Origin of the sequence: Rhizobium sp. WW22 (assembly GCF_047041135.1) — a bacterium.
Lineage (GTDB): Bacteria > Pseudomonadota > Alphaproteobacteria > Rhizobiales > Rhizobiaceae > Rhizobium.
In genome coordinates this window covers 2,429,243-2,452,181 of the sequence record NZ_CP178198.1, presented here as the reverse complement: position 1 = coordinate 2,452,181, position 22,939 = coordinate 2,429,243, and the positions used below count along the sequence as shown (strand labels likewise).

Genomic DNA, 22,939 nt, shown 5'->3' with positions numbered 1-22,939 from the left:
TCATAAGCGATTTTATATTCGTCATAATGATTAAAATGCGATGGTTTGGCAAAACTTCATGTTCAAGCCTTTCTGCGAATGTCCGCGTCAGGTTTCGCATGAAGTGAGGCACCAATGACCGTTTACAATAGCGCCAAGGGAGGCGCGCAGATTCTCGTTGTTGAGGATGATCCGATTCAACGTCGTCTGCTGAAGAATGCCATCGAGCGGCACGGACACGTTGCCCATTTGGCAGAAAATGGCCGTCTCGGCCTGGAGTTCCTGAAGCGTGGCCACGATCAGATTAATGTGATCGTGCTCGATCTCATGATGCCGGAAATGAACGGCATCGAGTTCCTGGGCGCTCTGAACGATATGGGCATCGACCTGCCCGTCATCGTGCAGACCGGGCAGGGCGGCATCGATACCGTGGTGCAGGCCATGCGCGCCGGCGCCTTCGATTTCGTCGTCAAGCCTGTGTCGCCGGAGCGCATCGCTGCGTCGATCGCCAACGCCTTGAAGCTCGACCAGCGCGAGGCGAAGGCCCGCGCCGGGCGCAAGTCGCGCTCGAGCAGCATCTCCTTCGACGACATCGTCTCGGCAAGTCCGGCGATGATGCGCGTGATCGATCTCGCCCATCGGGCGGCGCAATCGAGTATCCCGGTGGTGCTGGAAGGCGAATCGGGCGTCGGCAAGGAATTGGTGGCTCGCGCCATCCAGGCCGCCAGCGATCGTGCCGGTAAGCCGTTCGTGATCGTCAATTGCGGTGCGATCCCACACAATCTCGTCGAAAGCATCCTTTTCGGACACGAGAAGGGCGCATTCACGGGTGCGACCGAACGCCATGTCGGCAAATTCATGGAAGCCGATGGCGGCACGCTGTTCCTCGACGAAATCGGCGATCTGCCGCTGGAAGTCCAGGTGAAGCTTTTGCGCGCCGTGCAGCAGGGCGAAATCGAAACCGTCGGCGCGCGTGTCGCGCAGAAGGTCAATGTCCGGCTGATCTCGGCCACCAACAAGGATCTGATCGAAGAGGTCAAGGCAGGGCGATTCCGCGAGGATCTCTACTATCGCCTCAATGTCTTCCCGATTACGATGCCGGCCCTGCGCCGCCGCAAGGAGGACATCCCGCATCTGGCGCGCGCTTTCGCCGACCGGTTTGCGCTGGAGCAGAAGCTCGATCGCCCGCTTGGTATCAGCAACGATGCTCTGGCCTTGCTGACGGCCTATGACTGGCCGGGCAATATCCGCCAGCTCGAAAACGCGATCTTCCGCGCAGTCGTTCTGTCCGAAGGACCGGAATTGCTCGATACGGATTTTCCGCAGATCGCCGCGCAGCTGCCGGGTTATTTCGCCGTCGAGCATCCGACTTTGGTTGTGGATAATTCGCATGCCTCGTCGGCTGGACTTCTGGCGGCCGAAAGAAGCGAGCGGATCCCTTACGGGGTTGCGCAGGCATCGCCTGCAACTCCTCCGCTTGCTTCCGCCGATGCCTCGGCCGGTGCTTCCGACAACGTCATCGTCAGCACGAACACCTTGGGCGACGTAAGAAAACTGGCGGATGTAGAGGAAGAATTGATCCGATTCGCCCTTAAATTCTATCGCGGGCAGATGAGTCAGGTGGCGAGAAAGCTCGGTATCGGGCGCTCAACTCTCTACCGTAAGTTGAAAGACTATGGCATCGACCCGGATGATCCGCAAAAAAGCGCGGCATGAGAAAAAGCTTAACGTTTAGGCAAGCATATTTTGTTACCCGTCGTAAAGCACTTGTTAGTGCATCGTTCACCATGTATGAAGGGGGCGACCATGTGTGGCATTTTTGCCATCGTGTCACCGCAATTGACAGCCATTTGGAACACGATGCGACATTGTCTGTCGGACGGGGATCGAATTGCCGAATTTGAGTGCAAATACCAAGCCTAATAGCTTGAGCTGGCATTCTGCGTGCTCTAACCTATTTAGCAAGGTGGCCAAGGTAGCAGCCGTTGGCCTCCTTGCTTTGGCCGTTTCTACTCCTGTTTTCGTCGGTACTCCCTCGCAGGCTGGTGGTGAAACCCGCAGCCTGAAGATCTATTATGTCCACACCGGCGAAAAGGCCGTCATTACCTACAAACGCAACGGCAAGTTCGATCCGGACGGCCTGGAAAAGCTGAACCGCATCCTGCGCGATTGGCGCAAGAATCAGCCCACCAAGATGAACCCGCGCCTGTTTGATCTGATCTGGGAGGCCTACCGCGAAAGCGGTTCGCACGAATTCATCTATGTGATCTGCGGGTTCCGTTCGCCTGGCACCAACGAGATGCTGCGCACGCGTTCGGCCCACACCGGCGTTGCCAAGAAGAGCCAGCACATGCTCGGCAACGCGATGGATTTCTATCTTCCGGACGTCAAGCTTTCCAAGCTGCGCGAAATCGGCATGAAGCTACAGGTGGGCGGTGTCGGCTATTATCCGACTTCGGGTTCGCCTTTCGTCCATATGGACGTCGGCGGCGTGCGTGCATGGCCGCGCATGGATCGCCAGGATCTCGTCCGCCTCTTCCCGGATGGCAAGACGATGCATATTCCGGCCGATGGCCGGCCGCTGCCGGGTTACCAGCAGGCAGTCGCCGATTACAAGCGCCGCATGTCGTCCGACGATATCCAGATCGCCAGCTCCTCTTCGTCGCGCCGCGGCTTCTTTGCCCGTCTGTTCGGGGGCGGTGGTGCGGATGAGGAAGAGGATAACGCGGATACCGGCACGGCGGCAGCACCGGTGGCTGTTGCTTCGGCTGTTCGCAAAGGCCAGCCCGCTCCAGCCGCCAGCGATGATGGTGACGATGGCGCTGCTCCGGCTCCTGCCCAGGTTCAGGTCGCCAGCGTAAACGCGCCCGTTCCGCAGGTTCGCCCGGCATTCGGTAGTCAGCCTGCCGGCAGCGATGTTGCTTCCGCTCTCGTTTCGCCGTCTCGCAACGCTGCTCAGGATGCGCTTGCCGCCGCCATGCCGGATACGGGAGATCAGCCGCAATATGCCGATCTTCGCTCCTATCATGTGCCGGTGCCGTCCTTGCTTGACCGCCGCTCACCCGGCGATGCCGAAGTGGCATCGGCCGAGGCTGACATGAAAGGCCAGCTGGCTGCCGTTCCGGTGCCGGCGCAGCGTCCGGAATTGGCCGAAAGCCTGCTGGCATCAGCCGATGCGGATCAGGAGGCTGCCGACGACCAAGCCGATGCAGGCGCACTTTCGCCTTCGGTCATTGCCGCTCTGGAGCAGAGCCGTCCGGATGGATCGGATGGCAACAATGCGGTTGCGATGACCCAACCGTCGAACAACGTCGCGTCTAAGGATCAGCTGCCCGCGGCAGACAATGGTCTGGCTGCCGGTAACGATGCAGCGCAGGCAATTGCCTCCGTCCTGCCGCAGCAGAGACCGACCCAGCAAATGCCGATGCAGGTGGCCGCACTCGCGCCGGTTCGCAATGAGGTGAAGGCCAGCAGCCGTCGCTTTAACGACGGTTTCGAGCCGACAACGCCGCAGGAACGCCCGATTGCCGCTGGCATTGCGACCAAGGGCGGCCGGCCGAACAAGCAGGATGCGGTCGTGGCCGATTCTGGCCGTGCAACTGTGACAACTGCGCCGACGCTGACGGATAAGATGATCTCGCAATGGGCGATCGCAAAGGCTCGGGTCGAGATCGTGAACCGCCCGGTCAAGGCTCCGCGCTTCGTGAGCCCGACGCTTCGTGCCCAGCCGACTGCCGTTTACACGGATGGCTTCAAGGTACAGACCGCGTCGATCGATCCCGAACGCTTCAGCGGAAGCGCAGTGAATTTCCTTCAGGTTAAGAAATTTAATTCGGTCGAATAGACCAGACAAACCGTCATTGTTTCGGGAGCCCGTTTGGGCTCCTTTTTGATTCGGCAAGATGTCACCTCTTTGCGTTCGCAATCGGTTTCTTGCACTCTCAAGCCCCACACAAATCTGAGCTGACGCGTGGTCCTGGGGCGCTGCTGTTGCTTGCGGGTGACATCGCGACGGCTTTCAGGTTCGTGTCAGCTTTTATGCATCCTTCCCCTCATCCGTCTTCAGTTTGGCTTCATTTGGCTTCGTTAGGTCGGCGATTTCAGACCTGATGGATACTCATATTTGACCCGCAAGACGGCAATCATCATCGGCAATGGCAAGCTGCATCGCGACCTTTCCGAGGTCGTGGATAATGCTGAATTCGCAATGCGCTTCAACGAGCCGAAAGCCTCGATCGGGATGAGCGGCTCACGCACGGATATTCTCATGCTTGCAGCTTCCAGCAAGCCGATGCAGCGCCGATTAACGGACCCGGCCTTTCTGACAAGCCCGACTTTCACGGCGGCCAAAGAGGTCGTGCTGGCCTATCATCCCGATATCATCCGCAAATATCACCCCAAGCCCAACCTTCTCTCGCGCCTCAAAGGCAGGAGAAGCGATTGGACGATGCGGACGATCGAATTGGTCGGCGCGGCCGGCAAGGAAATCCGCATCATGCCGCCGCAATTTTACATCGAGGGCTGCGAGGAACTCGGCGTGAGCCAATGCCGCATGCACCAGCTCTTTCCGAGCACCGGCTTCTTCGGCATCCGATATGTGCTGTCACGATTGCCTGCCGACGAATGGGAGGTGAAGCTGTGCGGTTTCAGCTGGGAAGGGTGGAAACGCCATGCCTGGCTGGACGAGCGCCGCTGGGTTGAAGACAAAATGGCCAGCGGCCGCATCAGCATGCTCGTTTAGCCTTCCTTCAGTTGTTCAGACCAGTTGAAAACAACCATTTTCAGTTTGGCCTCAGGTTTGCCTAAGCTCGCTTTCATTCAGGGTTGCTAGAGCCTCGCGAAATATGACCTCGAGGTATTCATTCATGCAAGCCCACGAATTCAACCCGTCTTCGGCGATGCCGCTCGAAAGATCTCACACGGGATTCGAGTTCGCTCCTGCCTCCAATTCGGTCGGTACCGTTCTGGACACGCCCGGCCAACCTGTCATTCGTGGCTTCATCATCCATCTCGCTCGCGCCCGCGATCGCATGCCCCAGGTTGAAAGGCTTGTTGCAAAGCTTCCGGTGCAGAGTGAGGTCATTGAGGCAGTCGATGGCCGCGCTCTGAGTTTCGCCGAGATCGACAGCGTTTATCGTCCCCGGCTGCAAAAGCCGTATTATCCGTTTGCCATGAGCACGGGCGAGATCGCCTGCTTTCTGTCGCACCGTAAGGCTTGGGCCGCCATCGTCGAGCAGGGCATCGATGCCGGCCTTGTCTTCGAAGACGACGTCGAGATCGACGATGCGTTCCATGCCGCTTTTGCCGCCGCCAAGGCCTGCCTGAAGCCAGGTTCGTTTATTCGCTTCCCGTTTCGCATGGGCAAGGAGCATGGCAAATGTGTTCTGTCCCAGGGAGCGACCAATGTCATTCAGCCGACGCGGATTGGGCTTGGCATGGTGGCACAGCTTGTCAGTCGCGATGCTGCCATCCGCCTGCTGGAGGCGACCGCCGTCTTCGACAGGCCCGTCGATACCACCGTGCAGATGAGCTGGTTTACCCGCGTGTCGCCGCTTTCGGTCTTGCCCGGTGGTGTGCGTGAAATCTCTCCCGAGCTCGGCGGCAGCACGATCAAAAGCCGCAAGACATTGACGGAAACGCTCTCCAGAGAGGTGTTGCGGCCACTCTATCGTGCAAAGATCGCGCTTCGCTCGCGCCGCATCATCTGAGATCATCCATCGTGGCCGTTCCGATCCTCGCATATCATCAGATTGCGGTGCCGCCGTCGCGCAAGGCGCCGTTTAGAAGCATGGTCGTCCACCCAGAGGCTTTCCATCGTCAGATGGAATGGCTGAAAAGGCTTGGAATTCAGGGTGTATCGCTGCGCGAGGCAATGCCTTACATCCGCGGCGAGAAGACCGGCAAAGTCGCCGCCATCACCTTCGATGACAGCTATGCCAATGTTTATGAGAATGCCTTGCCCGTGCTGGAGGAGTTCGGCTTCACCGCCACGAATTTCGTCGTGGCAAACCAGATCGGCGGCAGCAATGTCTGGGATGCTCCCCTTGGCGTGGCGCAGGCGCCTTGCATGTCTGTCGAGCAGCTGAAGCGCTGGCACAGTCTGGGGCATGAGGTGGGATCGCATACGCTCGATCATGTTCGCCTGCCGCAATTGCCCATGGAAGAGGCACGCCGTCAGATCACGCAGTCGCGCGAGCTGCTCGAAGATTTACTGGATGAGGGGATTTCGTCCTTCTGTTTTCCCTATGGCGACGAAACGCCGCTCGACCGCGTGCTTGCCTATGAAGCCGGTTACAGCGCCGCAACGACGACACGCCGCGGTCGGGCGCGATCAAGCGACGATCCCTTCGGCTTGCCGCGCGCCACTATCCGGCGCAACGACAGCTGGCTGCATTTCGTCAAGAAATGTGCCCTCGGATAACGAGTCTCTGTAATCAGGGTGCTACTGTAAAGCTGTAACTGCCGTCGGTCTTATGGCCGGCGGCAGAAAGTACGGCGCCCACGCATCTTAGTCTTCATTTCTGCCTTATCGGCCGCTGCGCCTGCTACTTCTGTTTTTGGGGCGCGGAATAGGCCGTCGGATGAGCACTGCTGTCGCTGAGTATGGCAGCTCCACCGACATGGTTCTGTGCTGTCGCCGCTGGCGGCAGGAGGGTCCAGGTGAAATAGGCGATCAGACCGCAGATGCCGAGCAGGAAGACGGTGAGGATCGCGGGGATGGACCACTCCTTCGTGAACATCGGTGTTTCCTGACGCGACTTGAAAGAAGCCCGACGTCCGGCTGCCGTCTTATTGAGCTGTGTTGGCACAAGCGCCTCCAATATTACGCGTCGCGGTCGAAAGTGTTGTTGTGAAGGTCGGTTTCCGCACGATCTTCATCATTATCTGCCTCGATGAAGCACGTACGACATTCGTCATTTGGGCTCAATGCGGCAATTTGGTATGCCCACCATTGTGACCGTTTACAGGCCGCGCCGAGGTCGGCTACAGATGATTGATAGGGCCCGCGCCGGCGGATTGGCGAGCCTTACATCACCAAGTCGCGAGGCTCGGTCACGCTCCGGTGCTTGCGCGAAGGGGAATTGGAATGCCCATCGAATCCTGGAGAGGCGGCGAGGTCGACGTTGCCGTGATTGGTGCCGGCGCAGCCGGCGTAGCTGCGGCGCGGAAACTGCAATTGCTTCGGCCGGATCTCTCGATCCTCTTGCTCGAGGCCTCCGATCGCGTCGGCGGCCGCGCCCGCTCAATCCATCCGTTCGGCACCGACGCCGCCGCGCTCGATCTTGGCTGCGGCTGGCTGCATGGCGCGCGCACCAATGCCTGGACTGATATTGCCGAGGAAGTAGGCCTGACCGTCGATCGCACGCCTGCGCCCTGGAGCGATGGCGGCCATCGGTTGGAACGGAACGATTCCGATGCAAAAGCCGCGGCCGCCGCCGTCAACGACTTCTTCGGGCGGGTCTATGAGTATGAGGGCGATGCAGACGCCGATCTCTCGATCATGTTGTCTCCTGATGATCCGTGGAATGAAAGAATTTACGCCGTTGGCGCCTTCATGACCGGTGGAGAGCTCGGCAAGTCCTCGGTGATCGATCTTGGCCGCTACGATCCCGGCCCCGGTCCCGACTGGCGTGTGCTGCAAGGCTACGGTACCTTGGTCGCTACCTACGGCTTGCCGGTGCCGACCGTTGTCGGCGCCGAGGTCCGCCGCATCGACCACAGCGGCGCCGGCCATATCGTGCTTTCGACAGCCAAGGGTGAGCTGCGGGCGAAGGCTGTCATCGTCACAGTTTCAACCAATGTGCTTGCGGCCGAACGCATCGCCTTCTGGCCGCCTTTGCCGGAAAAGATCGAGGCGGCGTCCCGCCTGCCGCTCGGCCTGGCAAACAAGCTTTTCCTTCATGTTGCCGAGCCGGCGATGTTTCCGAAGGATACGCATGTGACGGGATCGCAGCATAGCCGCCGGACGGGTGCCTATCAGCTGAAGCCATTCGGTGCGCCGGTCATCGAGGCCTATTTCGCTGCCGACCTCGCGCTCGATCTGGAGCGCCAGGGCGTCGATGCGATGTTTGATTTTTCGGTGGAGCAGTTAAAGCGCGTCTTCGGTGCCGATGTCGGCAAGACGCTGTCGCCGCTGGCTGCGTCAGCCTGGGCGGGAGAGCCTTTCTTCGGTGGTTCTTATTCCTATGCGACGCCCGGTGCTTCCGACCTACGCAGCGTCCTTGCCGCTCCTCACAACGAGCGTTTGTTCTTCGCCGGAGAAGCCTGCTCGAAGACGCGTTATTCTACCGCGCACGGCGCTTATGAAACCGGCGTTGCCGCCGCCGAAGCCGTTGCGAAAACGCTCTAATGGAAGCCTCATGAGATCGATAGCCAGCTTCCAGGCGAGAAATAGCGATTCGCCTCGTAATTTTATGCAAATCGCTCTTAAACTTGCGTGAGAACAGGCGTAAACGCAATCAAATACCACCCGATTTGATTTACACCATCCTTCGGGAGATGGGCGGCGAAAGCCGCAGCAAAAGAAGCATTGGAGGAGCCATGAGCACCGGCGAAACATTAACCTTCGACATCCAGAAAAATCCCAATCCCGCGACGGCGAGCGAGCGGGAAGCGCTGTTGCAGAACCCGGGCTTCGGCCGCATCTTCACCGATCACATGGTAACGATCCGCTACTCGCAGGATCGTGGTTGGCACAGCGCCAAGATCGAGCCGCGCAAGGCGCTTGCTCTCGATCCGGCAACCGTGGTGCTTCATTATGCCCAGGAAATCTTCGAAGGCATGAAGGCCTATCACCTGCCGGATGGCGGGGCCGCCCTTTTCCGCCCGAGCGCCAATGCGCGCCGTTTCCAGAATTCGGCCGAACGGCTGGCGATGCCGCGCTTGCCGGAAGAGCTTTTTGTCGAGTCCGTACGCGAGCTGGTCAAGATCGAGCGCGAATGGATCCCGACCGCGGAGGGGGCATCGCTCTATCTCCGGCCGTTCCTGATCGGCACCGAAGTCGCTCTCGGCACAAAGCCGTCGGCAGAATATATCTATTGCGTCATTGCCTCCCCCGTCGCCTCCTTTTTCAAGGGCGGCGGATCGGCCGTCACGCTCTGGGTCTCCGAGAATTTCACCCGCGCCGCGCCCGGCGGCACGGGTGCGGCCAAGTGTGGCGGCAACTACGCCGCAAGTCTTGCCGCATTGGCTGAGGGCCAGCGCGAAGGCTGCGATCAGGTCGTCTTCCTCGATGCCGTCGAAAAGCGCTGGATCGAGGAGCTTGGCGGCATGAACGTCTTCTTCGTCTTCGATGACGGATCGCTGCAGACGCCGCCGCTCACCGGCACGATTCTGCCGGGCATTACCCGCGATTCGCTGATCAAGCTTGGGCGCGACATGGGCCTGACAGTGCGCGAGGAGCCCTATTCGATCGAGCAGTGGCAGGCGGATGCCGAGAGCGGGCGCCTGCGCGAATCCTTCGCCTGCGGCACGGCAGCTGTCGTGACGCCGATCGGTAAGGTGAAGGGTCGCAAGCACAGCTTCACCATCGGCGACGGCAATGCCGGTGCTACGACGCAGCGCCTGAAGGCAGCGCTGACCGATATTCAGTTCGGCCGCGCGCCCGACAAGAACGAGTGGCTGGATCGCCTGTTCTAAGCGAAGAATGACCGATATTCGGCGGGAGAAGGCATGTGAGCTCTCCCGCCGGCTTCTGACTCAAGAGCGGTTCAGCTTTTCGTGAAATATCTGAACCGCTCGATCTCTTTGTTTCACGCAATTCCGGACGGAAAACCGCTGCGCACTTTTCCTGGAATTGCTCCAGAGTTCGCATGGTCACCCGAACCATCGGAGTTGTTATGATGAGCAACGTCAGCGAGCGTCCTGGCGCCGCGCCGGGCGAGGAAATTGGCTTTGTCGGTCTCGGCGTCATGGGCCAGCCGATGGCCCTCAATCTCGCAAAGGCAGGCACTAAGCTTGTCGTGTGGAACAGATCGCCGGCAGCGGTCGATCCGTTGCGCGAGGCGGGTGCGACGGTCGCCGTAAGTGTAGAAGAGGTGTTCGAACGCACGCGCATCGTCATCCTGATGCTAGTCAACGAAACTGTGCTGGACGAGGTGCTGCGGCGCGGGACACCGGACTTCGCCAAGCTGGTTGCCGGCCATATCGTCGTGTCGATGGGCTCCAATCCGCCCGACTATTCGCGCGGGCTTGCCACCGATATTCTCGCAGCCGGTGGACGCTATGTCGAAGCCCCGGTTTCGGGCTCGCGGAAGCCTGCCGAGACAGCGCAGCTGGTCGCGCTGCTCGGCGGCGATGCGGACACGGTTGTCGAGGTGCGGCCGCTGCTTGCGCCTATGTGCCGCGAAACGATCCTGTGCGGTCCGGTCGGCAATGCGCTGCTGATGAAGCTGACCGTCAACCTCTACCTTTGCACGATGCTGGCGGGTCTCGCCGAAGCCTCGCATTTCGCCGAGCGGAACGGCCTCGATCTCGAAACTTTTCAGGCTGCGATCGATTCCGGCCCGATGGCCAGCGATCTGACGCGCGTAAAAATTCCGAAGCTTGTTGCGCGGGATTTTTCAGTGCAAGCGGCGACAGCCGATGCGTTCAACAGCACGAAACTGATTGCCGATGCGGCTCGTGCCGTCGGCATGGCATCGCCGGTCCTTGATGTCTGCCGTACTCTTTATGGCGAGAGCGTCGAACTCGGCAACGGCCGGCTCGACATGGTGTCGGTGGTTGCGGCCATCGAGGCCCGCACCGAAGCGCTCAGGCGGGGCTGATGGACCTAAATTTCCTCAAGCTCACGCTTGGGAAGCCGTCTTGCGGCGCCTATGTTGCATGGAGACCTAAACAGACATTTCTGAAAGGACGCCGGACATGTCTGCCCCTATGGACAGCAATCTTTTTCAACAACTTGGTTTGAAGCATCCATTGATCGTCGCGCCGATGGCGGGCGGTCCTTCGTCGGTGGAGCTGGTGGCGGCGGCTTCTGCCGCAGGCTCGCTCGGCGCCATGGGCGGCGCCTATCTAAACGCCGCGGCCATCGAAGCCTTTGCAGCTCAGGTGCGTCAACGGACCGACAGTCCGTTTTCGATCAATCTCTTCATTCCGCACTCAATCCCGGAAGTTGCCACTGATCGGGTCGAGCGCGCGGCTGCGGCGACCGCACGATATCGCCGGGAGTTGGAGCTGCCTTCACCGCAGCTTGTGCCTCCCTATGAAGAGGATTTCGATGCGCAGTTTGAAGCGGTTTTGCGTATCAAGCCGGCTTGTTTCAGTTTCGTCTTCGGCTTGTTGCCGGCCGTCTATGTACGGCAAGCGAAGAAGGCTGGTATTCCGCTGATCGGCACGGCGACGACATTCGACGAGGCGAGGGCGTTGGAAGAGAGCGGCGTCGATGCGATCGTGCTGCAGGGTTTCGAAGCGGGCGGTCATCGCGGCATTTTCGATGCGCGGGCAGTGGATCCGGAAATCGGCATGGGCGATCTTCTGATGCAATGCCTCGGCACCGTTCGTTTGCCGCTGATCGCAGCCGGCGGCATCATGGCCCCCAGCGATATCCGCGCGGCGCTGCAGGCGGGCGCGCAGGCCGTGCAGATGGGCACGGCCTTTCTTGCCTGCGCAGAGGCCGGAACATCGGCGCCTTACCGCAAAAAGCTGCTCGAAACGCCGGAGCGCCGCACGCGGACGACGCGCGCCTTTTCGGGCCGCTTCGCACGCGGCATCGAAAACCGCTTCATGGATGAGATGGATGGAAAGCCTGATGCCATTCTTCCCTTTCCGGCGCAAAACAAGTTTACGCGGGACATACGCGCTGCGTCGACGGCGAAGGGATCGCCGGATTTCCTGTCTTTATGGTCGGGAACCGGCAAGGGTGAGCTCTGGCAGGGAAGTGCTGCCGAATTGATCGGTCGTCTTTTCGCAGAGTGATGCGCTCAAAAAGAAAGGAGCCGGCTTGCCGGCTCCTGATCATCTCACAAGGCTGAGGGGAGCCCCGATTATTCCATGCCGAGTGCGGCCATGTAGGTCTGCAGGATGGATTCTTCTTCCAGGCGTTCGTTCGCGTCCTTCTTGCGAAGGCGAATGATGGTGCGGATCGCCTTGGTGTCGTAGCCGCGGCCCTTGGCTTCACCCATGACATCCTTGATGTCGGACCCAATCGCGGCCTTTTCTTCTTCGAGGCGCTCGATGCGCTCGATGAATTGACGCAGTTCCGCCGCAGCCACGTTCTCGACGCTGTTCTCTTCCATGCACTTCTCCTAAAGGGTCTCAAAGGGTCGCTTGCAGCCCGTCGCAGATGAGATCGGTCGGTCACCGATAGGGGCACATCGCTTCAGGGCTTGCGCGGGATTTCGAATTCGATCGGGCAGTTGACGTGCCGCGAATGGCGCGCAAGGTCAAGCCGAATTGGTGAAGGGAGCGTTAATCTTTCGGCTTGTTTTGCTCGAAAGCGGCTTTTTGCACAGGCGAGGCTTCTTTCTGGTGCAGGTTTTTCCAATCCTCGTAGGGCATGCCATAGATCACTTCGCGCGACTCGTCCTTGCTGACTGGCAGGCCCGCCTCTTCGGCCGCTTCGCGATACCAGTTCGAGAGGCAGTTGCGGCAGAAGCCCGCGAGGTTCATCAGGTCGATGTTCTGAACGTCGCTGCGTTCGCGCAAATGCGCAACGAGGCGGCGGAAGGCAGCGGCCTCAAGCTCGGTCTCTTGTTCCTTGGTGAGCGTGGTCATCTCTTTCTCCTCAATTCGCTTGCCGGTTCACGCCTCATAGGGGCCGGTGCGCGAAGGGTATCGCCTATATTCATGGAGCGACGGATCGGCATTGATCTCCGCGAAGATCGGCGCCAGGCGATCGGCCCATTCTACAATGCCGGCCTCGTCGCCGATCAGATCCTGCCGGACCTCCAGCAGCGCATGCGCAATGCCCTTCATCATGCAATGGCGGAACATGGTGTCGTTGCGCAGCGCACCGTCGTACGGTTCATTGTCTCCGATAACGAGATCGGTATCGGCGCCGAGCTTTGCAAGGAGCGGCACGACGGCACGATCGTCGCTGTCCCAGAGTACGCTTGCATGCCAGGGACGCGGCACACCTTTCCAAGCCGGCGTGAAGGAGTGCATCGAGAAAACCAGGGGTGCCTTGCCCGTTGCCGCGGCCACGGCGGAGATCGTTTCGTCGACCGCTTCATGATAGGGCCGATGGAAGGCTTCTATACGGTAGTTCCATTCTTCATCCGTGATTGGATGATTGCCCGGGATGATCGCGCCATCCGATATTTTCATGATGAGCGTCGGATCGTCTTCGCCGCGGTTCGGATCGATCAGCAGACGGGAAAAGCCGCCAAGCACGCCCGGCACGTCCAGCCGCGCGCAGAGATGACGGCAGAGGCCTTCGATGCCGATGTCGTAGGCGATGTGGCGGGAGAAGGCGGTCTCCGGCAGGCCGAGGCTGCCATAACGCTCGGGCAGGCGCCGCATGGCGTGGTCGCCGAGAATGACCATGCCTTTGTCACGATTGCCGGGTATAAATTCAAACGGTCTGAAATCAGTCATGCGGATTGTCGATTATTGAAATTTTCAACTCTTTGTTTGATTGCATGTGCGGATGGAAGGTGCAAGGTTTGCAGCTTCGGTCGGATGAGGGGCGGTGAATGGTGCCGCCACCATCCCGTGAAGAAAATATAATCGATTAGAGTTGCGTTGACATTCATGGGATGGCGGCGCAAGAAGACGCAACAACGAATAACCGGGAGCCAATTGGAAGCCGTGTCCAGCCAAGTCGCGCCACGTTTCGTTAAGCGGTCAGGCCCGCTCGCCCGAATCGCCTTCCTCATTCTCGCCGCGGCAGCGCCGTTCTTCTTCATGCCGAATGCGGCTCATGCCGATTTCCGAACATGCAACGGCACGCAGAACCTTGTCGGCGTTGCGATCGGCTATCGCGCTAAGGACGGCTGGGTGACGGAGGGTTGGTGGCAAATTCCGGCCAATACCTGCGCGACTTTGATCGAGGGGCCGCTTCAATCCCGCTATTATTATCTCTACGCAGAAGATGCGGCCCGCGGCGGCCGCTGGACGGGTGACGTCGAAATGTGCGTGGCGGAAAATGAATTCAAAATCCCAGGCGTCAAGGATTGCTACGCGCGTGGCTATCAGAAGATGGGATTCAAGGAATACGACACCGGGCGCCAGGCGAGCTGGATGGTTCAGCTTTCCGAGCCCTCGGGCAGCCAAGAAAGCCAGAATTGATGAGACGAAACCGAAAAGTCAAAATCCTCGCAACGCTCGGTCCGGCCTCCTCTTCGGAGGAAATGATCCAGAAGCTTCACGAGGCCGGCGCGGACCTGTTCCGCATCAACATGAGCCACGCCAGCCATGATGTGATGCGTACGCTGATCCAGCGCATTCGCGCCGTTGAAGCTCGCTGTGGTCGGCCGATCGGCATTCTCGCTGACTTGCAGGGTCCCAAGCTGCGCGTTGGCAAGTTTGCGGACACCAAGGTCGATCTCAAGCCGGGTCAAACTTTCACGCTCGACAATCAGGATATCCCCGGCGACAACACGCGTGTCTACCTGCCGCATCCGGAAATCCTGGAATCGGTTCAGCCCGGCCACCGCCTACTGATCGATGATGGCAAGCTGGCACTGCGTGCCGAAAAGTGCGACGGCAAGAGCATCGTCACGACTGTCATTTCGGGCACCAAGATTTCCGACCGCAAGGGCGTCAGCCTGCCCGATACGCTGCTCGGCGTCGGCGCGCTGACCGACAAGGACCGCGCCGATCTCGACGCCGTTCTCGCCACCAATGAAGTCGACTGGGTCGCGCTCTCCTTCATCCAGCGCCCGGAAGACCTGACGGAAGTTCGCAAGATCTCGCACGGCCGCGTTGGGCTGATGTCGAAGATCGAGAAGCCGCAGGCTGTCGAGCGCATCGAGGAAATCATCGAGCTTTCCGACGCACTGATGGTGGCTCGTGGCGACCTTGGCGTTGAAATGCCGCTGGAAGCCGTTCCGGGTATCCAGAAGCAGCTGATCCGCGCCTGCCGCCGCTCCGGCAAGCCGGTGGTCGTCGCCACGCAGATGCTGGAATCGATGATCTCCGCGCCGGTCCCAACCCGCGCCGAAGTTTCCGACGTCGCGACCGCCGTCTTCGAAGGCGCCGATGCCGTTATGCTCTCTGCAGAATCCGCGTCCGGCGACTATCCGGTCGAAGCCGTTTCCATGATGGCGTCGATTGCCGGCACCATCGAGCGCGAGCCACATTATCCGGGCATCATCTATGCTCAGCGCGCTCTACCCGAAGCAACTGGCGCCGACGCGATCTCGCTCGCTGCCCGCCAGATCGCCGAGACGCTGAAGCTTGCCGCCATCGTCTGCTACACGTCCTCCGGCACCACCGGCCTGCGCGCCTCGCGCGAGCGTCCGCAGGTTCCGATCCTGGCGCTGTCGCCGATCATCCAGACGGCACGCCGCCTGTCCGTCGTCTGGGGTATGCATTGTGTCGTCACGCACGATGCGACCGACCTCGACGACATGGTCAACAATGCCTGCCGTATCGTCGCCGAAGAAGGCTTCGGCAAGCCGGGCGACCGCATCATCATTTCGGCCGGTGTGCCGCTCGGCACGCCGGGCGCCACTAACATGTTGCGCATTGCCTATATCGGTTCGGACGGCCAGTCGGGCGTGTGATTGCCGACATCCGATTGCGGCAGCACCTCAAACATCCGAAACCCGCTGTCGAAAGACGGCGGGTTTTTTCTTGAAGCCGAAGCGCCTGCAATCCCAGGCAGGCGGATGAAGAAGGAGATATGTCAATGAAAGTCGGATTTATCGGATTGGGCCAGATGGGCAGCGCCATGGCCATCAATCTCATCAAGGCCGGGCATGAAGTGACCGTCTACAATCGCTCACGCGACAAGGCCGAGGCTCTGGCCGGCGAGGGCGCCAAGGTTGCGGCGACCGTGGCGGAAGCGTGCGGCGGCGAGGCTGTCTTCACCATGCTCGCGCATGACGATGCGCTGTCGGCGGTCGTCCATGGCGATGGTGGCGTTCTGGCAAGCCTTGGCAAGGGTGCAGTTCATATTTCCGCCAGCACGATCAGCGTCGCCATGTCGGAAAGGCTGACGAGGGAACATGCCGCGGCAGGTCAGCACTTCGTGGCAGCGCCCGTCTTCGGCCGCCCGGAAGCGGCGGCTGCGGCAAAGCTCTTCGTTGCCACTGCGGGTGCGCCTGATGCGATTCAAACGGTCACGCCGCTTTTCGAGGCCATCGGTCAGCGCACCTTCGTCCTTGGCGAGGAGCCGAAGGCGGCCAATCTCGTCAAGCTCAGCGGCAATTTCCTCATCGCTTCGGTCATCGAGTCGCTGGGCGAGGCCATGGCTTTGGTCGAAAAGGGTGGCGTCGACCGGCATGCCTATCTCGATCTCTTGACCTCGACGCTGTTCAACGCGCCTGTCTACAAGACGTATGGCGGACTAATTGCGGACCGCAAGTTCCAGCCGGCGGGTTTCACTGCTCCGCTCGGCCAGAAGGATATTCGGCTGGCTTTGGCCGCCGGTGAGGCGCTGAACGTGCCGCTGCCGTTGGCCAGCCTGCTGCGTGATCGGTTCCTCAACCTGCTGGCGCATGGCGGAGAGGAACTGGACTGGTCGGCGATTGGCGCGCTGGCGGCGAAAGATGCGGGTTTGGTGGGGTAGTTCGAGGGTTGGAAGATTTACCCACAGCTGATCGAGTTTGTGGTGGGTGCGTGCCCTCCTCTGTCACTTCCATGACATCTCCCCCACAAGGGGGGAGGTCGTTGGGAGTTGTCGCCCGTTCCTTTCAAACCGGTGAACTGTGGTTTCTGCACCTCCAATATTCGCTTGAGGTGCGCCGGGACCACGAGTTACCAATCTCCCCCCTTGTGGGGGAGATTTCCCGATAGAGACAGAAGGGGGCTGCCAGAGGTTCGGCATACCGAAGCCTCTCTTACGCCCTCTTGCTAAGCACGGCACCACATGCAACTTTCCCCTCTTCCAGAGGAGAGACTCCCATGCATCTGACCACGCTGCTCGCCTTCGCCACTGTTTCCTTCATCGGTATCGCGACGCCGGGGCCGACTGTGCTTCTGGCGCTGACCAATGGTTCGCGCTTCGGCATCAGGCGCGCCTTGCCCGGCATGGTGGGAGCCGTTCTTTCCGACGCGGTGCTAATCAGCGCCGTCGCCATCGGCCTCGGCGCCTTGCTGGCTGCCTCCGAATTCTGGTTTTCGGCTCTGAAATGGGTGGGTGCGGCCTATCTCGCCTTTCTCGGCATCATGATGCTGCGCTCCAAGGGAAGTATCGATGGTGCCTTGCAGGCGAGCGCGAGCCAGTCGAGGGGAACCGCCTTTTCCATTGGCCTGAAGAGTTTCATGGTCGCCGTCACCAATCCAAAGGGTTATCTCTTCTTCTCGGCGTTCCTGCCGCAGTTCATCGACCCTTCGGCGCCGCAGATGCAGCAATATATCGTGCTCGGCGCGATCTTCGCTGCGCTCGATTTCATGATCATGCTAGGCTATGCGGTGTTCGGCTCTCAGGCCGTCCGCGTCCTGAAGTCGGAGGGGGCGAAATGGCTTGAGCGCGCCTGTGGCGGCGCGCTGCTGGCTCTTGCCGGATCGCTGGCGCTCTATCGCCGCACCGTGAACTAGGGTTTAGTGGCGGCTCAGCGCCGCCTCGAAGACTTCCTGGTCGACATTGCCGCCTGAAGTGACGGCGATCACCGTATCACCGTCGATGCCCTTGCCGTGGAAAAGCGCTGCTGCAAGCGCGACGGCGCCGCCTGGTTCCACGACGATCTTCAGGCGGGTGAAGGCGAGCGCCATGGCTTTTTGCGCCTCTTCATCCGTCACGACGAGGCCGGGGCCGCAAAGGCGCTTCAGGATCGGAAAAGTAATGTTGCCCGGCTGCGGCGTGATGATGGCGTCGCAGATCGAGCCTTGCAGCGCGGCGTTGCGCTCGATCTTGCCCGAGGCGAGTGAACGGGTGGTATCATCGAAATTTTCGGGCTCGCATGGACGCGCCTTCAGGCCCGGAGCGCGGGATTCCAGTGCTAGAGCGATCCCCGAGGTCAGGCCACCGCCGCCACAGGGGATCAGCACGTCGGCGGTTTCGATGCCTTCTTCGGCAGCCTGCTCTGCGATCTCCAGCCCCGTCGTTCCCTGGCCGGCGATGACCTGCGGCTCGTCGAAGGGCCTGATGAGCGTCAGGCCTCGCTCCCTGGAAATGCGCGCGCCGATCTCGTCGCGATCTTCCTTCACGCGATCATAGAGCACGACCTCCGCGCCGAAGGCGCGGGTATTGTCGATCTTCAGCTTCGGCGCGTCCGTCGGCATGATGATGACGGCGGGGACGCCGTGCAGCTTTGCCGCCAGCGCCACACCCTGCGCGTGGTTGCCGGAGGAAAACGCGATGACACCTTTGGCGCGCACGGTCGGCTCCAGCGCAGAGACGGCAGACCAGCCGCCGCGGAACTTGAAGGAACCGGAATGCTGCAGGCATTCCGCCTTCACGAACAGACGGCGCCCGGCGATCTCATCGAGAAAGGGCGAGGAGAGCAGCGGAGTGCGGCGCGCCCGACCGCCGAGGCGAGTGCGGGCGGCTTCGATCATTGCGATATCGACCATGGGGGATCACTCTTCGGATTCAGAAAGACTTTCCATCCATAAAGCGCCCGCCTGTCCTTTAAAACAAGGAGATTGTCTCCGTGACACTTCAGGTGATGCCGGGCAACGAGAGATGTCCGACATTGTAGGCTTGGACCCCGGATAGACCCGGGTCTTTCGGCGGCTCGGCCAGCAGACGGAAGCGCACCAATGTCCAGTGCGTCGGTTCGAAGGCGACGAGCGAGGCGAGTGCTTCGCCGTTCGATAGGGCCTGCGCCGCAGCCTCAGTCTCGTTTGCGCGGAGTTCGGCAAGCGATGTTTCGGCGTCAATCGCGACCACCTCGCGCGTTGCGAACTTGGCGCTGCGAATATCCGCAGATGTCTCGGTGTGCCATGCGATCGAGGTATCGACCTGAGGGCGGCCGAAGTTCTCGGTCAGGGCTGAGAAGCCTGGGCCAGAGACGAAGTCGCTCAGTCCTTCTTCCTGCTGCCAGACATAGAAGGGCGAGTAGAAGTTCTGTCGGCTCCCTGTGACGGCATCGCCCTTTCTCGCCGTCAGGTAGGCCTTGAACTTCAGGCCCGGGAGATTGTCGAGCAAGGGGCCTTTTTCCCGGATGCGGCGATCGATGATCGCCATGTCGTAATCCGCGGGTAGGGGGAAGTTATATTGCATGGCGATCATCGGTCATTCCTCCAGCCAGGTTACGGCGCTTCCATCTTGCGCCGCCTGGATGCTGATATAGGAAAAGGCATTTTCCGGCGCCGCACCGTGGCGATGGCGTTCGTTCGGCGCGAAGCTGATGCAGTCGCCGGCGCGCAGTTCCTCGGCCGGGCCGCCGAAGCGTTCGGCAAGTCCGACGCCGGACAGAACATAGAGGATCTGCCCATGCGGATGCGTATGCCAACGCGTCATCACGCCGGGCTCGAGTGCGCAGCGCATGGCGGTGAGACCGCCGTTTTCGGCATTCTCCACGAGCGACTCCACCAGGAAGGAGGCCGTGGCGATGCCCTCGGGCGATGCGCGCATATTCGTGCCGGCGCGATGTATGGTCGGCGATTGGGTCGATGTGGTCTGCGGCATGGCTCTCAGACCTGTTCGATCATTTGCGCGCGACCATCGGAGAAGGACCAATCCTCGCGCGTCGCAGTCGTGATAGTGATCATGATGTCCTCGGGGCGAACGCCTGGTGCATCGGCAAGCAGTTCGGCGACACGGCGATAGAAGGCTTGCTTGACCTCGGTGCTGCGCGGCTTGCCGATGGTGACGTCGAAGAAGACGTAATTGTCCGAACGCGGAGTGCTGGCGAAATAGGTGCGATCGAACATGAGCTCATGCGGCTCCAGCTGATGAATGGACTGGAAGCGATCGGTGGGCGGCACCTCGAAGGCTTCGACCAGAGCGCGGTGGAAATTATCCGAAAGCGCCTTGAGATATTCAGGCGACTTGCCGCGCAGAAGGGTGATGCGGGTGAATGGCATGGGATTGCTCCTGTTTCCGTGTCACTTGACGAGCATAGAATGCCAGTGGATAATCATCCTGAAAATCAGATAATTATGGACATATAGTCCCAAAAATATGGATGGTTATCCATGCGAAAGATCATCTTCGATCTCGATGTGCTGCGCAGCTTCGTCACCGGCATGGATCTCGGCAGCTATGCCAAGGCGGCAGACCGGCTCGGGCGTTCCACCTCGGCGATCAGTGCCCAGCTGAAAAAGCTGGAGGAGCAGGCGGGCACGCCGATCTTCCGCAAGGCGGGCCGGGGACTGGCGCTGACGGAGGCTGGCGAGACGATGCTTGGCTATGCACGGCGGCTGCTGGATCTGAACGACGAGGCGGCCACGGCACTACATGGGACCGAGCTTGAAGGCTGGGTGCGCCTGGGGCTGCAAGAGGATTTCGGCGAGACGCTGCTGCCGGACGTATTGGGCCGCTTCGCCCGTGCACATCCCAAGGTGCGTATCGAGGCGCGTGTCGTGCGCAACGCGGAACTTGTGGAGCGGGTGACGTCAGGCAAGCTCGATCTGGCGCTTGCCTGGAGCGACGGTTTCCGCACGGCTTATACGGACCGTATAGCTGAAGTCCCGCTCTGCTGGGTCGGCCCGGCCAGTGGCGACATGCAATGGCACGCCGATGGCGGCGAAGCCATGCCGCTCGCCTCGCTTGAGGCGCCTTGTTTGCTGCGCAACATCGCCACAAAGACGCTCGATCGCGCCGGCGTCGGCTGGCGGATATCTTTCGTCAGCCCGAGTCTCGGGGGCCTTTGGGCAGCAACGGCGGCAGGTCTTGGCCTGACACTGCGCACGCCGCTCGGGCTGCCGCCAAAGGTACGGCAATTGACGCCGGGAGAGGTGGGCTTGCCGGCTTTGCCGACGCTCGATCTCGTGCTTCATCGTGCCGAGGCGGAGGGGAGCCCGGCGACGGAGCGCTTGGCATCGATCATGCTGCAGGCGGTGCGGCAGACCATCGAGGCGGTGCCGCAGAGCCGCATATTCGAGGATGCGTCTGGTCAGGATGTCGTCATGGCCTGAGAAGAGGGCTGTCGCGTGGAAAGTTCGCTGCCGAGGTCGCTGATGCGGATTTCCGCCTGTGCAGCCAACTCATACAGGTCACGCGGCTGGCCTGCCAGCCGTTCCATGGCGGCGATTGCGACATCCGTCGTGACATAATCTGGCTTGTGGCCGAGATTGCGGATGGTGACGAGTTCGGCGCCCGCGATATCCCGGGCAAGTCCACGCGAATGCAATTCTTCGAGCACGATATCGTCACTGTCGCCGGTGATGATGACCGTGGGTGCTTTGATCTCGCTATAGCGCGGGGAATGGGCAGAGACATAGGCAAAGAGATTGACCACATCGATCGCATTGTTGCGGAAGGTCTGCGGCCGTAGCACCAGTTCCGGCGCCGTCTTGATTATATAATCCGCCGGCCGTTCGTTAGGGCGAAAGATGCTGAGCGTGCCATTTTCGACTCGGCGCAAGCCGATCGGAATGACGAAAAGCTGAGTGAAGAGCCAGCCGAAAACGGGCGTGGCGGCAAGTGTATAATACCAGTCGACGCCACCAGGCCAGGGGTGAGTCGCCGGCGCGAGAAAGAGCAGCCCCTCCGTCTTTTCGGGGTGCCGCATGCCGAAGGCGGCTGCGATCGCACCACCGAAGGAGTGACCGACGATGATGGCACTCTTGATGCCGCGCTTGTCCATCAGCTTCGCGATCGCATCGGCTTGGCCCGAGGGCACCGCGTTTTCGGCCGGCCCGCGTTCGGAATAGCCGTGACCGGGGCGGTCGACGAACAGCATTTCGGCGCGGCCAGATAAAGGTGCCGCAAAGGCCTCGAACTGGTCGCGCAGATTGCCGCTGGCCCCATGGATAAAGACCAGAGCCGGCAGATCAGCCGTTGACGGGCGCGGCAAATGGACCGCGTTGAGGCCGTAGCCGCCAATATCGGTAAGTTCGCCAATATTGGGATAGGCTTGCTCGATGGCGCGGGTCTTGTAGGCGGAAAAGCCCGCGGCGGCGATAAGAAGCAAGACAATGGCGACGAGGAAAGAATCGATCATTGCGGCACGGATCAAATATCTTGAGACGCTAATCTAGCGTGATATTGGCGGCTTTTCATCCCTCCAAATGCGATTTCCGCCGGGAAACCGCGGCGGAAAATCAGGTGCGGCTGCCGGCGATCTTTTCCGAGAGCTTGTCCGCTTCCTCCTGGGCCGATCGATTCGCAGGATAGACTTCGAGAAAGCGCTGCCAGGCCTTGAGGGCGAGAGCATCGTTGCCGCGTTCGGTCAGCATCGCCGCCATACCGGCCAGCGCTCCGAAATGGCGCGGCTCGATGCGCAGCACCTGATTGATGTCTTCCATCGACTTGCGATAGTCGCCGATCGCGAAATTGAGCGTGGCGCGGCGGTTCCAGCCTTCGACATAGTCGGGCTTCAGCGAGATCACCTGATCGAGATAATCCATCGCGGCGGCATTGCGCTTGTCCTGAATGGCCTTGTCGGCCCATTGCATCAGGAGATTGATAGTGGCGCTGCCGGAATCGGCGAACTGGGCATTGATCTGGTCCGCAATCAAGCTTGCCTGGTCGGGATCGCGCTGTCGCTTCAGCGTCGTGAACAGATTGTCGAGCTGCTGCTTGGGCGACAGGGTGCCGGAGGAATTGCCCTGATTCTGCTTTTCCACAGGGTTTGGTTCATCAGCCGGCGCCGCATGGGATGCAGAGGCAGTCAGAGCAAACAGAATCGGCAGGGCTAGATATGACAAAGCAAAAACGCGCATGGCGGGCATAGTAGCCCGCCAATGTCGAAGATCAAAACAAATTTGATGCGATCAACCAAAACTGAGGCTCGATCCATGG

23 protein-coding genes and 2 pseudogenes are annotated in these 22,939 nt (G+C 60.5%); 15 read left to right on the top strand and 10 right to left on the bottom strand.

Going from position 1 to position 22,939, the window contains the following annotated elements; genetic code table 11:
* Positions 1–114 precede the first annotated feature (114 nt).
* The 6 genes and pseudogenes from ACK83U_RS12150 to ACK83U_RS12125 form a co-directional block, all read left to right on the top strand.
* Positions 115–1,366, top strand: a pseudogene (locus ACK83U_RS12150) (sigma-54-dependent transcriptional regulator); the annotation flags it as partial.
* Between the two features lie 116 nt (positions 1,367–1,482).
* Positions 1,483–1,695: pseudogene (locus tag ACK83U_RS12145) on the top strand (helix-turn-helix domain-containing protein); the annotation flags it as partial.
* Positions 1,696–1,870: 175 nt separating this feature from the next.
* Complete coding sequence (locus ACK83U_RS12140) at positions 1,871–3,823, top strand: DUF882 domain-containing protein (RefSeq protein ID WP_112609571.1); 1,953 nt, start codon at positions 1,871–1,873, stop codon at positions 3,821–3,823.
* A 279-nt stretch (positions 3,824–4,102) separates the two neighbouring features.
* Positions 4,103–4,720, top strand: a complete 618-nt coding sequence (locus ACK83U_RS12135; protein WP_112609569.1) for a hypothetical protein — start codon at positions 4,103–4,105, stop codon at positions 4,718–4,720.
* A 289-nt stretch (positions 4,721–5,009) separates the two neighbouring features.
* A complete protein-coding gene (locus tag ACK83U_RS12130; protein WP_246698878.1) occupies positions 5,010–5,687 on the top strand; it encodes a glycosyltransferase family 25 protein in 678 nt (225 codons plus the stop codon).
* Between the two features lie 11 nt (positions 5,688–5,698).
* A complete protein-coding gene (locus ACK83U_RS12125; protein ID WP_112609565.1) occupies positions 5,699–6,400 on the top strand; it encodes a polysaccharide deacetylase family protein in 702 nt (233 codons plus the stop codon).
* Between the two features lie 124 nt (positions 6,401–6,524).
* Here ACK83U_RS12125 and ACK83U_RS12120 read toward each other — a convergent pair whose 3' ends face one another.
* Entirely contained in the window at positions 6,525–6,719 is a 195-nt protein-coding gene (locus tag ACK83U_RS12120; protein WP_112335110.1) for a hypothetical protein, read from the bottom strand.
* Positions 6,720–7,066: 347 nt separating this feature from the next.
* On the opposite strand from ACK83U_RS12120, the gene ACK83U_RS12115 reads away from it, so the two are divergent.
* The 4 genes from ACK83U_RS12115 (at position 7,067) to ACK83U_RS12100 (ending at position 11,895) form a co-directional block, all read left to right on the top strand.
* A complete protein-coding gene (locus ACK83U_RS12115; protein WP_112609563.1) occupies positions 7,067–8,329 on the top strand; it encodes an NAD(P)/FAD-dependent oxidoreductase in 1,263 nt (420 codons plus the stop codon).
* A 191-nt stretch (positions 8,330–8,520) separates the two neighbouring features.
* Entirely contained in the window at positions 8,521–9,618 is a 1,098-nt protein-coding gene (locus ACK83U_RS12110) for a branched-chain amino acid aminotransferase (RefSeq protein WP_112415301.1), read from the top strand.
* Positions 9,619–9,821: 203 nt separating this feature from the next.
* Entirely contained in the window at positions 9,822–10,745 is a 924-nt protein-coding gene (locus ACK83U_RS12105; protein ID WP_412474600.1) for an NAD(P)-dependent oxidoreductase, read from the top strand.
* A gap of 97 nt (positions 10,746–10,842) precedes the next feature.
* Positions 10,843–11,895, top strand: a complete 1,053-nt coding sequence (locus ACK83U_RS12100; RefSeq protein WP_412474599.1) for an NAD(P)H-dependent flavin oxidoreductase — start codon at positions 10,843–10,845, stop codon at positions 11,893–11,895.
* Positions 11,896–11,963: 68 nt separating this feature from the next.
* Here the strand turns inward: ACK83U_RS12100 and ACK83U_RS12095 are convergent, their stop codons facing one another.
* The 3 genes from ACK83U_RS12095 to ACK83U_RS12085 all read right to left on the bottom strand — a co-directional run bounded on the left by ACK83U_RS12095 (position 11,964) and on the right by ACK83U_RS12085 (position 13,515).
* Positions 11,964–12,215: a DUF2312 domain-containing protein gene (locus ACK83U_RS12095; protein WP_015341059.1), complete on the bottom strand. Its 252-nt coding sequence runs from the start codon at positions 12,213–12,215 to the stop codon at positions 11,964–11,966.
* A gap of 172 nt (positions 12,216–12,387) precedes the next feature.
* Positions 12,388–12,693, bottom strand: a complete 306-nt coding sequence (locus ACK83U_RS12090; protein ID WP_112335105.1) for a DUF1244 domain-containing protein — start codon at positions 12,691–12,693, stop codon at positions 12,388–12,390.
* A 27-nt stretch (positions 12,694–12,720) separates the two neighbouring features.
* A complete protein-coding gene (locus tag ACK83U_RS12085; RefSeq protein ID WP_112335104.1) occupies positions 12,721–13,515 on the bottom strand; it encodes an N-formylglutamate amidohydrolase in 795 nt (264 codons plus the stop codon).
* Positions 13,516–13,719: 204 nt separating this feature from the next.
* On the opposite strand from ACK83U_RS12085, the gene ACK83U_RS12080 reads away from it, so the two are divergent.
* The 4 genes from ACK83U_RS12080 (at position 13,720) to ACK83U_RS12065 (ending at position 17,625) form a co-directional block, all read left to right on the top strand.
* Positions 13,720–14,208 carry a DUF1036 domain-containing protein gene (locus ACK83U_RS12080; RefSeq protein ID WP_069613236.1) on the top strand — a complete coding sequence of 163 codons (489 nt, stop codon included), beginning with the start codon at positions 13,720–13,722 and terminating at the stop codon, positions 14,206–14,208.
* Positions 14,208–15,647 (top strand): pyruvate kinase, encoded by a 1,440-nt coding sequence (gene pyk / locus ACK83U_RS12075; RefSeq protein ID WP_015341054.1) that lies wholly within the window; start codon positions 14,208–14,210, stop codon positions 15,645–15,647. Before ACK83U_RS12080 ends, pyk begins: the two co-directional genes overlap by 1 nt.
* A gap of 125 nt (positions 15,648–15,772) precedes the next feature.
* The gene (locus ACK83U_RS12070) at positions 15,773–16,654 is read left to right on the top strand and encodes an NAD(P)-dependent oxidoreductase (RefSeq protein WP_112609557.1); all 882 of its coding nucleotides are present in this window, start codon (positions 15,773–15,775) and stop codon (positions 16,652–16,654) included.
* A 335-nt stretch (positions 16,655–16,989) separates the two neighbouring features.
* Positions 16,990–17,625, top strand: a complete 636-nt coding sequence (locus ACK83U_RS12065) for a LysE family translocator (RefSeq protein ID WP_112609555.1) — start codon at positions 16,990–16,992, stop codon at positions 17,623–17,625.
* A 3-nt stretch (positions 17,626–17,628) separates the two neighbouring features.
* On the opposite strand, the gene ACK83U_RS12060 is transcribed toward ACK83U_RS12065, so the two are convergent.
* From ACK83U_RS12060 to ACK83U_RS12045, 4 genes are all read right to left on the bottom strand, one after another.
* Complete coding sequence (locus ACK83U_RS12060; protein WP_112609553.1) at positions 17,629–18,600, bottom strand: threonine/serine dehydratase; 972 nt, start codon at positions 18,598–18,600, stop codon at positions 17,629–17,631.
* Between the two features lie 88 nt (positions 18,601–18,688).
* Positions 18,689–19,261: a DUF4865 family protein gene (locus ACK83U_RS12055; protein WP_112609552.1), complete on the bottom strand. Its 573-nt coding sequence runs from the start codon at positions 19,259–19,261 to the stop codon at positions 18,689–18,691.
* 3 nt (positions 19,262–19,264) lie between these two features.
* Positions 19,265–19,660: a cupin domain-containing protein gene (locus ACK83U_RS12050; protein WP_112335099.1), complete on the bottom strand. Its 396-nt coding sequence runs from the start codon at positions 19,658–19,660 to the stop codon at positions 19,265–19,267.
* 5 nt (positions 19,661–19,665) lie between these two features.
* Entirely contained in the window at positions 19,666–20,058 is a 393-nt protein-coding gene (locus ACK83U_RS12045; protein ID WP_112609550.1) for a tautomerase family protein, read from the bottom strand.
* Positions 20,059–20,169: 111 nt separating this feature from the next.
* Between ACK83U_RS12045 and ACK83U_RS12040 the strand changes: the two genes are divergently transcribed.
* Positions 20,170–21,111, top strand: a complete 942-nt coding sequence (locus ACK83U_RS12040) for a LysR substrate-binding domain-containing protein (RefSeq protein ID WP_112609548.1) — start codon at positions 20,170–20,172, stop codon at positions 21,109–21,111.
* On the opposite strand, the gene ACK83U_RS12035 is transcribed toward ACK83U_RS12040, so the two are convergent.
* Both ACK83U_RS12035 and ACK83U_RS12030 read right to left on the bottom strand, forming a co-directional pair.
* Positions 21,090–22,139: an alpha/beta fold hydrolase gene (locus ACK83U_RS12035; protein WP_112609546.1), complete on the bottom strand. Its 1,050-nt coding sequence runs from the start codon at positions 22,137–22,139 to the stop codon at positions 21,090–21,092. The two genes, ACK83U_RS12040 and ACK83U_RS12035, sit on opposite strands and share 22 nt — an antisense overlap.
* 100 nt (positions 22,140–22,239) lie before the next feature.
* Entirely contained in the window at positions 22,240–22,869 is a 630-nt protein-coding gene (locus tag ACK83U_RS12030; RefSeq protein ID WP_112609544.1) for a hypothetical protein, read from the bottom strand.
* Positions 22,870–22,939: the final 70 nt, after the last annotated feature.